We start from the raw sequence: 11,445 nt of genomic DNA on the forward strand, positions 1-11,445 counted from the left end.
GCCTCTTACTTTTTGTTATTGCACATCGGGAAGCCCATTGCCTCGCGAGAGGCGTAGTAAGCTTCAGCCACGGCTTTGGTCAGGGTGCGAATGCGCAGAATATAGCGCTGACGCTCTGTTACCGAGATCGCTTTGCGCGCATCCAGCAGGTTAAAGCTGTGCGCCGCTTTCAGAATGCGTTCGTAGGCGGGCAGTGGCAGCGGTTTTTCCAGCGCCAGCAGATGCTGCGCCTCTTTCTCGTACTGCTCAAAGCAGGTAAAGAGGAAGTCGACGTCGGCGTATTCGAAGTTATAGGTGGATTGCTCCACTTCGTTCTGATGGAACACGTCGCCGTAGGTGGTTTTGCCCAGCGGACCGTCGCTCCAGACCAGATCGTAAACGCTGTCGACGCCCTGGATGTACATCGCCAGACGCTCCAGGCCGTAGGTGATCTCACCGGTCACTGGCTTACACTCCAGCCCGCCAACCTGCTGGAAGTAGGTGAACTGCGTCACTTCCATGCCGTTGAGCCACACTTCCCAGCCGAGTCCCCAGGCACCCAGCGTCGGGTTTTCCCAGTTATCTTCCACAAAGCGAATGTCATGCACCGTCGGATCCATACCCAGCTCTTTCAGCGAGCCGAGATAGAGCTCCTGAATGTTGTCCGGTGACGGCTTAATGATCACCTGGAACTGGTAATAGTGCTGCAGACGGTTCGGGTTTTCACCGTAGCGGCCATCGGTAGGACGGCGTGATGGCTGCACGTAAGCGGCGGCGATCGGCTCCGGGCCGAGTGCACGCAGGCAGGTCATCGGGTGTGAAGTGCCAGCGCCCACTTCCATGTCCAGCGGTTGGACAATGGTGCAGCCCTGACGCGCCCAGTAATCCTGCAAGGTCAGGATCAGCCCCTGAAAGGTTTTGGTATCAAACTTTTGCATGTTGAGTGTGCACGCGCTTCGGTTAGATTAAAAAAAGAGGCCGACAGTATACCCTTTGACCGCGCGATGTGCAGCCGTAAATCCCGGACGGTTCCGGCGCGTTTTCACGGTAATTTCGGGGGCCGGCATACAGATGGCTCCGAATCCTGCTGGCAGCAGTTGTTGCTCCGGGCGCATTTGGCTACCCTTTTGCGCACGGACGCTATGCGCAAGAGGACGCCATGCCGCAAAAGATTTACTGGATCGACAATTTACGCGCGGTTGCCTGTCTGATGGTGATCGTGATTCACACCACCACCTGGTATATCACCGGACCAATGGCGGTAACGGGTACCACCTGGGATGTGGCGAATTTGCTGAACTCCGCATCACGCGTCTGTGTTCCGCTGTTCTTTATGATCTCCGGCTATCTGTTCTTCGGCGAACGCAGCGCCCAGCCGCGCCATATGCTACGGCTGGTTCTCTGTCTGCTGTTCTACAGCGCGGTCTCGCTGGCCTACATCACCTGGCTGACGCCCATCAGCGAAGGACGGTCGATCCTGAAGATGCTGCAGAAGCCGGTGTTTTATCACCTCTGGTTCTTCTTTGCGCTGATTGGCATCTATCTGATGTCGCCGCTGATTCAGGTGAAAACCGTCCAGGCGCGCTATGTGGCGCTGCTGGTGCTGGTGCTGGCGGTGCTCGCTAATCCGAATACGGCCAGCCAGTCGCTGGGCCCGTTTCATTTTCTGCCGGTGAATCTCTATGTCAGCGGTGACAGCATTTACTACCTGCTCTATGCACTACTGGGACGGGCGATCGGCACGATGGAGACGACCTGGCGCGGCCTGACGCCGCTGGCGGCCGGGCTGTTTATCGCCTGTGTGATTGGCATTACGTTAGGGACGAAAAAGGCGCTGATCGTCAACGGGGCGTTTAACGATACCTGGTATCTCTACTGCGGACCGCTGGTGTTTATCGCGGCGATTAGCCTGCTCATCGTGTTTAAAAACAGCCTGAATCAGCGCACGCTGCCCGGTTTTACCGTGATTGCACGCTATTCACTGCCGATCTACGGCTTTCACGCGCTGTTCATTCACTATCTGCGCACCCATCACTATGATGATATGTCGCGTCCGTGGCTCGACCTGCCCTGGGTGTTCGGGCTGACGCTGGGCGGCAGTCTGCTGCTGGGGATGGCGCTGAAACGCGTCGATACCCGTCACTTCGTCAGTTGATCGGCTTCGCGCTGGCGGGCGCGTCGTAGCTGACGCGCCGATGAAAACCCCGCCGCCAGCGCCGCTTTTTCGGCTGATTCCCCCTGCTGCTGACGCTGGCGCGCCACGCCAACCCGCAGCTGCTCATGGTATTCCCGCACGCTGATCCCCAGATGCTGACGAAACAGCCTCGCCAGATGGCGACTGCTGACGTGGGTGCGCCCGGCCAGTTCGGTCAGCGTCCAGCCATGTTCAGGATGGGCAATCATCAGATCCTGTGCCCGATGAATGGCCGGATGCATATGATTGCGGTAACGCAGCCAGGGTGAAAGCTGCGGATCGTCCCCGGCGCGGCGGAACCAGACCACCATTTCCCGCGCCACGGCCAGCGCGGTAGGCGTATCGCAGAGCTGATTCACCAGATGCAGCGCCAGGTCGATTCCCGCCGTGATGCCCGCGCTGGTCCAGATATTCTCATACCCGACAAACACCCGATTCTCCTGCACCCGTGCGCGCGGGGCGGCTGCTTTCAGGCGGGCGATCACATCATGATGGGTGGTGCAGGGCACGTCATCCAGCATGCCTGCCTGCGCCGCCAGCAGTGCCCCCGAGCAGACGCAGACCAGCATAAAGGCCTGCGCGCGCAACACGGCGTGCTGGCGCATCAGCCAGTCGCGTGCTTCTGCGGCTTGCTGTGTGGAATAACAGATCTGCGAGTCAAAGACGCCCGGCACCACCAGCAGGCTCCCGGCGGGCAACTGTTCCGGTAAAGGTTCGATGCCGCCAATGGTCATGCCGGTGGAGCAGACGACTTCCGGCTGCGGGCCAATGTAGCGCAGCGTAAAGCGAGCGCCCGCCAGTTTCAGCGTTTCGGCCGGGCCGGTCAGATCCAGCGCCATGACACCGGGCAGAGTTAAAAACCAGACGGTATGCGTCATGCTGGCTCGCTACACCAGATCCCAGCCGCGGGCGCGCCACAACGCAGGCAGCTGCGCCATGTCGTCGAAGCGCGTCACCAGCGGATGATCCAGTTCAGGGTTGTGCGGGTCAGCGCAGTAGTAGTAGACCGGAATGCCGGCGGCGATACCGGCGCGGGCACCCGCTTCGGAGTCATCCACCAGAATGCAGCGCTCAATCGGCACCTGCATCTGTTCCGCCGCGTGATACATCAGCTCCGGATCGGGCTTCCAGTGCAGAATGTCATAGCCGCTATAAAGGTGCTCCTCAAACAGCGGCAGCATGCCGGTTAAGCCCAGCGAGTGCTGCATCTTTTTTACCGTCCCGTTTGAGACCACGCACATCGGCACTTTGATCTGCTCAACCAGCGCTTTTGCGCCTGAGATCGGCTGCAGTTGCTGATCGAACAGTCGCGCGACTTCCGCGCGATAGGCGGTTTCCACCTCTTCCATCGGCAGCGTCACCTGATGTGCATCGCCCACGTCACGAATGATGTCGTAGAGTTTGACGCCCTTATACTTTTCAAACATCTGCTGCAGCGACAGCGCCAGACCATAACGGGCAAAGGTGTTGACGTAGGCCTGGGTGCAGAGCAACTCACTGTCCACCAGCGTGCCATCGCAATCAAAAAAGACGCATTCAACTGACATCAGACTCTATCCTTCGATTCAGGGGGGAGCTCCACACTCTACCGCACTCAGCGCAGATTGCGAGACTGGCAATCGGTTGCGAAAAATCATTGTATTGCCCCGGTAAAATCGCCAGGATACGCGCCGATGATTTTTTCTTCTGGATGGATGGCATGAGCAAGCAAGGCGTTTTGCAGCGCATCTTCAGGCTGCAGGAACATGGCACTACGGTGCGTACCGAAGTGATCGCGGGTATCACCACCTTTCTGACGATGGTCTATATCGTCTTCGTCAACCCGCAGATCCTCGGCGTCGCCGGCATGGATACCCAGGCGGTGTTTGTGACCACCTGTCTGATTGCCGCCTTCGGCAGCATTCTGATGGGGCTGTTTGCCAATCTGCCGGTGGCGCTGGCCCCCGCAATGGGCCTGAACGCCTTCTTCGCCTTTGTGGTGGTCGGGGCGATGGGTTATTCGTGGCAGGTCGGTATGGGCGCGATCTTCTGGGGCGCGGTCGGCCTGCTAATCCTGACGCTGCTGCGGGTTCGCTACTGGATGATTGCCAATATCCCGCTGAGCCTGCGCGTTGGCATTACCGCCGGTATCGGCCTGTTTATCGCCATGATGGGGCTGAAGAACGCCGGTATTATCGTGCCGAATCCCGATACCCTGGTGGCGGTGGGCAACCTGACCTCGCACAGCGTGCTGCTGGGTGCGCTGGGCTTCTTTATTATTGCCATTCTGGCATCACGTAATATCCATGCGGCGGTACTGATCTCAATGGTGATCACCACCGGTATTGGCTGGATGCTGGGCGACGTGAAGTTTGTTGGTCTGTTTTCAGCGCCGCCGTCGATTACGTCGGTGGTGGGTCAGGTTGATATCAAAGGCGCGTTTAACATTGGCATGGCGGGCGTCATCTTCTCCTTTATGCTGGTCAATCTGTTCGACTCATCCGGCACGCTGATCGGCGTCACCGACAAAGCGGGACTGACCGATGAAACCGGCACCTTCCCGCGGATGCAGCAGGCGCTCTATGTCGACAGCATCAGTTCGGTGAGTGGCGCGCTGGCAGGCACCTCATCGGTGACCGCCTATATCGAGAGCACTTCGGGCGTGGCGATTGGTGGCCGTACCGGCCTGATGGCTGTGGTGACCGGCCTGCTGTTCCTGCTGGTGACCTTCCTGTCACCGCTGGCCGCGATGGTGCCCTCCTACGCTGCCGCGGGCGCACTGATTTACGTGGGCGTATTGATGACGGCCAGCCTGTCGCGCGTGCGCTGGGACGATCTGACCGAAGCGGTTCCGGCGTTTGTGACCGCCGCCATGATGCCCTTCAGCTTCTCCATCACCGAAGGGATTGCGCTGGGGTTCATTGCTTACTGTGTCATGAAGCTGGGCACCGGCCGCTGGCGTGAGATCAGCCCCTGCGTGGTGATTGTTGCGCTACTGTTTGTGCTGAAGATTGTCTTTATCGACGCGCACTAAGCGCAGTCAGAGCCGCAACCCACCGGTTGCGGCTGTTTACATTTCAGGATGCAGATTGCGCTCGCTGGGCAGACTGGTCAGCCGCAGGGCATGAGGCCCGATGTTGGGCTTACCCATCTCAATTTCACGTAATGCACGCCATTCAAAGTCGTTATCCATCTCCCACAGGTACAGCCGCTGCGTCGCAGACGACAGCGCACACGACCAGACCAGCATGGGTTCCGCATCACACACCACCTGAATGTCGGGATAGAGTGACGATCGCAGCCGACCGGCACCCGGCAACAGCCGCAGCGAATCCAGTCCCCGATCGCCTTCTCCCGTCAGCTTGAGAATGCTCTGGCGTAACGTCCAGATCTGCGTCACCGCTTCCATGGCATCCTGCTGGGCATTAATCCAGGCGATTTCGCCCGACGTTAATCCCTGAATCAGCTGCGCCTGCGTCTGACGGCTCCGCGCATGCACAATCTCCATATCCAGACCGGCACGTCCACCCTCTTCAGCCAGCAGTACACCCACCGTATTGCCCGCATAGGCAATGCTGAAATCGGGCAGATCGCTGTCAGCAAACACGGGACGTCCGTTGCTCTGGATAATCAGGCGTGGCAGCTCTTGAATGCCATAAACGCGCAGCATTAGCTGTGCCAGCAGGGTTCGCGCGGCAAGGAAACGTCCACGGCGTTTGTCAGCAAACTGCTGTGCCGTGTCGGTAATCGCCTGGGGAATGCACATCTCTTTAGCCGGGAAGCCGGGATCGCCCGTCCAGCGTACAAAATGACCAGCCATCTGTCGCTCCGTGAAAATGGTCAGATAATCATCAGAAACATTGTAGGAATTTTCCTACCTTATTGCACTCAGCAACAGCACAGATTGGGTTAAATTCAGAATAGGATGATCAGGCAGCGCAGGCTGGCGGGAATGGATCAGAGTTACGCGCCGCGAACCGAATCGCGACGCGGGCCGCATCAGGCGAAGCGGCTTGCCTGCTCAAAGCTCAGGCGCGGCAGGCGCGGATGCAGTTTTGATGCCTCACCGTAACCGAGGTTAATCAGCAGGTTAACCTGATACTGGCCGTCGGGGAAAAAAGCGTCATTGACTTTGGCCGGATCGAAACCGGACATCGGACCGGCATCCAGACCCAGCGAACGGGCTGCCAGGATGAGGTAACCCGCCTGCAGGCTGCTGTTACGGAAAGCGGTCTCTTTCGCCGCTTCCGGGCTGCCGGTAAACCAGCTGCGCGCATCCGCATGCGGGAACAGCGCTGGCAGCTGCTCATAGAACTCACGGTCCCAGGCCACGATCACCGTAACCGGCGCGCTCATGGTTTTGTCCAGATTGCCGGACGAGAGGGCCGGTTTCAGCTTCTCTTTGCCTTCCGCTGAGGTGACGAAAACAAAACGTGCAGGCGAGCAGTTCGCCGAGGTCGGCCCCAGCGCCGTTAAGGTATAGAGCTGTTCCAGCAGGGCGTTATCGACCGGCTTGTCCTGCCAGTAACTGTGGGTGCGGGCGTCATTAAACAGCGTATCCAGTGCGGCAGTGTCGAGCGGTGTACTCATGCAACTCTCCTTTTTCAGGCAAAAATTTCGCCTGACGGTGTTCACGTAGTGGGTTTGCGTCCGGCCCGACACGGCGGGATGAGGCGGGGTTCACTCACCGCGATCATAGCCGCACGTCAGATCGGCGCGTCTACCGTTATACGACAACGCGGTGCCGCCGCAAAATAACATATCAGCAAGAATCAACGCAGAGGCGGGAATAACACGGGAGGCAGTGAGACAGGAAATCAGGCCTGACAGCGCGATGCCGCCAGGCCCGGAAAGCTATTTGCCGATACAGAAGCTGGAGAAGATACGGCCCAGCAGATCGTCAGAGGTGAATTCACCGGTGATCTCGCTTAAGGCCTGCTGAGCAACACGCAGCTCCTCCGCCAGTAACTCACCGGCCCGGGCACCGAGCAGCTGCGCTTTCCCCTGCTGTAAGTGTGTGGCCGCCAGCTCCAGCGCCTGCAGATGGCGACGACGCGCCAGGAAGCCACCTTCCATGTTGCCCGCGAAGCCCATGCTCTGCTTCAGGTGATCCCGCAGCGCATCGACGCCCTCGCTGGTGCGTGCCGACAGGCGAATCAGTGAGTGACCGTTTACTTCTGTCAGGCCCAGCGCTTCCCCGGTGACATCCGCCTTATTGCGTACCACGGTAATTGGCAGTTCCGGCGGCAGACGGGAGACAAAATCGGGCCAGATAGCCGCCGCTTCGGTGGCATCGGTGGTGGTGCCATCTACCATAAACAGCACGCGGTCAGCCTGTTCAATCTCCTGCCAGGCGCGCTCAATCCCGATGCGTTCGACTTCGTCGCTGGCCTCACGCAGACCGGCGGTGTCGATAATATGCAGCGGCATGCCATCTATATGAATATGCTCACGCAGTACGTCACGGGTGGTGCCCGCAATGTCCGTAACGATAGCGGCATCACGGCCTGCCAGCGCATTTAGCAGGCTCGATTTGCCCGCATTAGGCCGGCCCGCAATTACCACCTTCATTCCTTCACGCAGCAGGCTGCCCTGACGCGCTTCGGCACGGACCGCATCCAGATCACCGATCACCGTATTCAGCTGCGCTTCGATTCGGCCATCAGAGAGGAAATCGATCTCTTCATCCGGGAAGTCGATAGCCGCTTCGACATAGATGCGCAGGTGAGTGAGTGTTTCTACAAGATGATTGACCCGGGTGGAGAACGCGCCCTGCAGCGAGTTCACGGCCGAACGCGCCGCCTGCTCAGAGCTGGCATCAATCAGGTCGGCAATCGCTTCGGCCTGCGCCAGATCGAGCTTGTCGTTCAGAAACGCACGCTCAGAGAACTCTCCCGGCTGAGCGATACGCACGCCCGGCAACGCCACGATGCGCTTCAGCAGCAAATCGAGAATTACCGGGCCGCCGTGGCCCTGCAGCTCCAGCACATCTTCGCCGGTAAAGGAATTTGGGCCAGGAAACCACAGCGCAATGCCCTGATCCAGCACGCTGCCGTCGCTGTCAGTGAACGGCAGGTAATCGGCGTATCGTGGCTTAGGCAGTTTACCCAGCAGCTGGCGGGCGACCTCTGCCGCCTGGGCACCAGAGACGCGCAGAATGCCGACGCCGCCGCGTCCGGGCGGTGTTGCCTGCGCAACAATGGTATCGCTGTGGCTCATAAAATTTCTCTCGTTACAAAAAACACAGGCGGTCGCTTTGACCGCCTGAGAATAGACTATTTTAGAGCGGGATGGCTCCCGCGCTGGATCGCTTACGCTTTCTTCTTGTCGCGGCTATGCAGACCACGTTTTTCCAGGCCGCGATAAATCAGCTGCTGCTGGAGAATGGTGACCAGGTTGCTGACGATGTAGTACAGCACCAGACCTGACGGGAACCACAGGAAGAACACGGTGAAGATCACCGGCATGTAAGTCATGATCTTCTGCTGCATCGGATCGGTCACGGTGGTCGGTGACATCTTCTGAATGAAGAACATGGTGATGCCCATCAGAATCGGCAGGATGTAGTACGGGTCCTGCGCTGACAGGTCATGGATCCACAGAATGAATGGCGCATGACGCAGTTCAACCGAGCCTGACAGCATATAGTAGAGCGCCAGGAAGATTGGCATCTGAATCACCAGCGGCAGACAGCCACCCAGCGGATTCACTTTCTCTGCTTTATACAGCGCCATCATTTCCTGGCTCTGCTTCTGCTTGTCATCACCCAGACGCTCACGCATCGCCTGAATCTTCGGCTGCAGCATGCGCATCTTAGCCATCGAGGTGTACTGCGCTTTGGTCAGCGGGTACATGATGCCGCGCACGATGAAGGTGATCACGATAATGGAGAAGCCCCAGTTACCGATGAAGCTGTGGATAAATTTCAGCAGCTTAAACAGCGGCTGAGAGATAAACCACAACCAGCCGTAATCCACGGTCAGATCAAGGTGCGGCGCAATCGCGGCCATCTTGTCCTGAATTTCCGGGCCGACCCACAGCGTTGCACCCAGATTCTGCTGAGCGCCCGCGGCGATGGTGACCGGTGCAGATTTATAGCCAATCGCTGCCACGCCGTTACCCAGGTTGCTGGTGTAAAGGGTGTTGGTGCCTTCAGTACGCGGAACCCATGCAGTCGCAAAGTACTGCTGCAGCATCGCCACCCAGCCATTGCTGGTGGTTGCGTTCAGGTTCTCGTTGTCCGCGATGGTGTCGAATTTATACTTCTCATATTTCGACTCGCTGGTGGAGTAGGCCGCGCCACGGAAGGTGTGCAGAGCAAAGTTGTTGCTGCCGGTATCACGATGCTTAGGCAGATCAATCGTCTGCTTCAGCTGGCCAAACAGTGACACTTCCAGCGGCTGCTGAGTGGTGTTGTTGACATGATAATCGACATTAACGGCATATTCGCCACGCTTGAAGATGAAGGTTTTGGTGTAAACCACGCCATTTTCAGCGGTATAGGTCATCGGCACACGCAGTTCGGACTGGCCATCAGCCATCTCGAAGTGATCCTGCGCAGTGGTGAACAGCGGACGCGCGCCGTTGTTCGGGTTATCCGGGCCATTACGACCGGTTAAACCACTCTGAGCCTGATAAAGGAACGCTGGCGTTGTTTCAAGCAGCTGGAACGGCTGGTCTGAACCCAGTTTGTCCGGGAAAGTCAGCAGCTGTGCCTGTTCAACATCACCGCCGCGGGTGTTGATATTCAATGACAGGACATCAGTCTTAACGGTGATCGTCTGGCCCTGACCGCTGGCCGGTACACCCTGACTGGCGGTATCACCCGCTACGCTGTTGGTGCCCTGTGTGGTCTGCGTCTGCTGTGGCTGCGGAGCGTGGTCCGTCTGCCAGGCTTGCCAGATCATAAAGGTCACGAACAGAAAAGCGATGAGAAAGAGATTGCGTTGCGAATCCATCGTTAATGTTCTCTGGTATCAAAGGTTTTTGGCGGCACAGGATCGTCACCACCCGGGTTCAAAGGGTGGCATTTTAATACGCGTTTTAATGTCAACCAACTGCCTTTTATCAGGCCGAACCTGCGTAACGCCTCAATTCCGTAATGAGAGCAGGTCGGGTGAAACCGACAGTGTGGTCCCAGTAATGGACTGATACCGCGTTGATAGACGCGTATCAGGACGATCAGGAGCCGCGCGCCAGGCGACAGTGACGACGCCATAATTTCTCCAACGCTTCCGCCAGCATACGGTTATCCAGATCGGCAACCCCCTTCTTCGCGACCACCACAAAGTCCATCGACGGCAGTTCATGTTGACGCAGACGAAAGCTTTCGCGGGTCAATCGCTTGATCCGGTTGCGTTCATGAGCGCGTTTCACATGTTTTTTAGCGACGGTGAGACCGATGCGGGGATGCCCCAGCGCGTTAAGGCGGCCGAGAATAGTAATTTGCGGCGTGCCAGCCCGTTGTGGCTGCTGGAAGACGAAAGTGAAATGAGTGGGAGTTAACAAACGTAACTCCCTGGGAAATGCGAGCTTACCCATCAGGGCTTGCTTTATTACTTAGAAACGGTCAGACGAGAACGGCCTTTAGCACGACGACGTGCCAGAACCTGACGACCATTTTTTGTTGCCATACGAGCACGGAAACCGTGTGAACGGTTGCGCTTCAGTACGGACGGTTGAAAAGTGCGTTTCATGGCGGTTTCTACCTAAACTTGAAAATTTTCACTGGATGACGCGTTTCGGGCCAGTAAATCGACCTACGCCTCAATGTGTCTTTAATAAAGAGGCGGGATTGTAATAATTGTACAGTCCCGAGTCAATTTACTTCGCGTGTTGTCGTGCCTGAAAACCCGCATACAGCCCGCTGAGACCCGACGTTGCGCCTTACAGCATAATGTCGGGTGAAGGATTATACGGGCTCCGTTCCAAAGCGCAAGGATCGTACGGGATCTTATTGCGATCGGCTTGCCGGATCCTGGGGATAAAATGAGATGTCGCCCGAAAATTTAGCGCATTGCGCCAGATCCCTGCTGGTTTTTCCCGCAACTGGCGTAAACTTCTTTGCGCGTCTCAGGCCTGTGGATAAAAAGGATCAAAACTGTGTAGAAAGGGAAGATCTCTGTCTCGCTTTGCGCTATGATCCGCCCTTCCGCTGACGATCCTCCGGTGATTGCAGGACGGGAAACCGCTGATAGCGGTCGCAGGCGCTTTCTTAGCGTCTGTGTCAAAAATGAACGTTTCTTAGAGTAACGCCTACTATTCTTTTCGAATTTGTACGAGTGGAGTCCGCC

At 57.6% G+C, this 11,445-nt stretch carries 12 protein-coding genes; 2 read left to right on the forward strand and 10 right to left on the reverse strand.

From position 1 onward, the window contains the following. Positions 1-5: 5 nt before the first annotated feature. Complete coding sequence (glyQ, locus tag EGO56_RS18845; protein ID WP_003849680.1) at positions 6-917, reverse strand: glycine--tRNA ligase subunit alpha; 912 nt, start codon at positions 915-917, stop codon at positions 6-8. Between the two features lie 221 nt (positions 918-1,138). On the opposite strand from glyQ, the gene EGO56_RS18850 reads away from it, so the two are divergent. Continuing rightward, on the forward strand, positions 1,139-2,134 hold the full coding sequence (locus EGO56_RS18850) for an acyltransferase (RefSeq protein ID WP_135910505.1): 996 nt from the start codon (positions 1,139-1,141) through the stop codon (positions 2,132-2,134). Here the strand turns inward: EGO56_RS18850 and EGO56_RS18855 are convergent. Together EGO56_RS18855 and yieH are read right to left on the reverse strand one after the other, a co-directional pair. Then, the gene (locus EGO56_RS18855) at positions 2,119-3,051 is read right to left on the reverse strand and encodes a GlxA family transcriptional regulator (protein ID WP_135910506.1); all 933 of its coding nucleotides are present in this window, start codon (positions 3,049-3,051) and stop codon (positions 2,119-2,121) included. The genes EGO56_RS18850 and EGO56_RS18855 overlap by 16 nt on opposite strands. Before the next feature lie 9 nt (positions 3,052-3,060). Next, positions 3,061-3,720, reverse strand: coding sequence for a 6-phosphogluconate phosphatase (yieH, locus tag EGO56_RS18860; RefSeq protein ID WP_033734671.1), 660 nt, complete (start codon positions 3,718-3,720; stop codon positions 3,061-3,063). A 152-nt stretch (positions 3,721-3,872) separates the two neighbouring features. Here yieH and EGO56_RS18865 point away from each other — a divergent pair, with 152 nt between their 5' ends. Then, entirely contained in the window at positions 3,873-5,186 is a 1,314-nt protein-coding gene (locus EGO56_RS18865) for an NCS2 family permease (protein ID WP_033734757.1), read from the forward strand. A gap of 36 nt (positions 5,187-5,222) precedes the next feature. Here the strand turns inward: EGO56_RS18865 and EGO56_RS18870 are convergent, their stop codons facing one another. The 7 genes from EGO56_RS18870 to rpmH all read right to left on the reverse strand — a co-directional run bounded on the left by EGO56_RS18870 (position 5,223) and on the right by rpmH (position 10,848). Further along, on the reverse strand, positions 5,223-5,972 hold the full coding sequence (locus EGO56_RS18870) for a 4'-phosphopantetheinyl transferase family protein (protein ID WP_013359609.1): 750 nt from the start codon (positions 5,970-5,972) through the stop codon (positions 5,223-5,225). Positions 5,973-6,151: 179 nt separating this feature from the next. After that, a complete protein-coding gene (locus EGO56_RS18875; protein ID WP_033734668.1) occupies positions 6,152-6,742 on the reverse strand; it encodes a malonic semialdehyde reductase in 591 nt (196 codons plus the stop codon). Positions 6,743-7,006: 264 nt separating this feature from the next. Then, positions 7,007-8,371, reverse strand: a complete 1,365-nt coding sequence (gene mnmE / locus EGO56_RS18880; RefSeq protein WP_135910507.1) for a tRNA uridine-5-carboxymethylaminomethyl(34) synthesis GTPase MnmE — start codon at positions 8,369-8,371, stop codon at positions 7,007-7,009. A 92-nt stretch (positions 8,372-8,463) separates the two neighbouring features. Beyond that, a complete protein-coding gene (gene yidC / locus EGO56_RS18885) occupies positions 8,464-10,110 on the reverse strand; it encodes a membrane protein insertase YidC (RefSeq protein ID WP_013359606.1) in 1,647 nt (548 codons plus the stop codon). A gap of 2 nt (positions 10,111-10,112) precedes the next feature. Then, on the reverse strand, positions 10,113-10,370 hold the full coding sequence (gene yidD, locus EGO56_RS18890; RefSeq protein WP_008926397.1) for a membrane protein insertion efficiency factor YidD: 258 nt from the start codon (positions 10,368-10,370) through the stop codon (positions 10,113-10,115). After that, positions 10,334-10,693 carry a ribonuclease P protein component gene (rnpA, locus tag EGO56_RS18895; RefSeq protein ID WP_008926396.1) on the reverse strand — a complete coding sequence of 120 codons (360 nt, stop codon included), beginning with the start codon at positions 10,691-10,693 and terminating at the stop codon, positions 10,334-10,336. The genes yidD and rnpA overlap by 37 nt, the downstream gene beginning before the upstream one ends. A gap of 14 nt (positions 10,694-10,707) precedes the next feature. Continuing rightward, positions 10,708-10,848 carry a 50S ribosomal protein L34 gene (gene rpmH / locus EGO56_RS18900; RefSeq protein ID WP_003849659.1) on the reverse strand — a complete coding sequence of 47 codons (141 nt, stop codon included), beginning with the start codon at positions 10,846-10,848 and terminating at the stop codon, positions 10,708-10,710. Positions 10,849-11,445 lie beyond the last annotated feature (597 nt).

Source organism: Pantoea vagans, assembly GCF_004792415.1.
Taxonomy (GTDB): Bacteria; Pseudomonadota; Gammaproteobacteria; order Enterobacterales; family Enterobacteriaceae; genus Pantoea; species Pantoea vagans.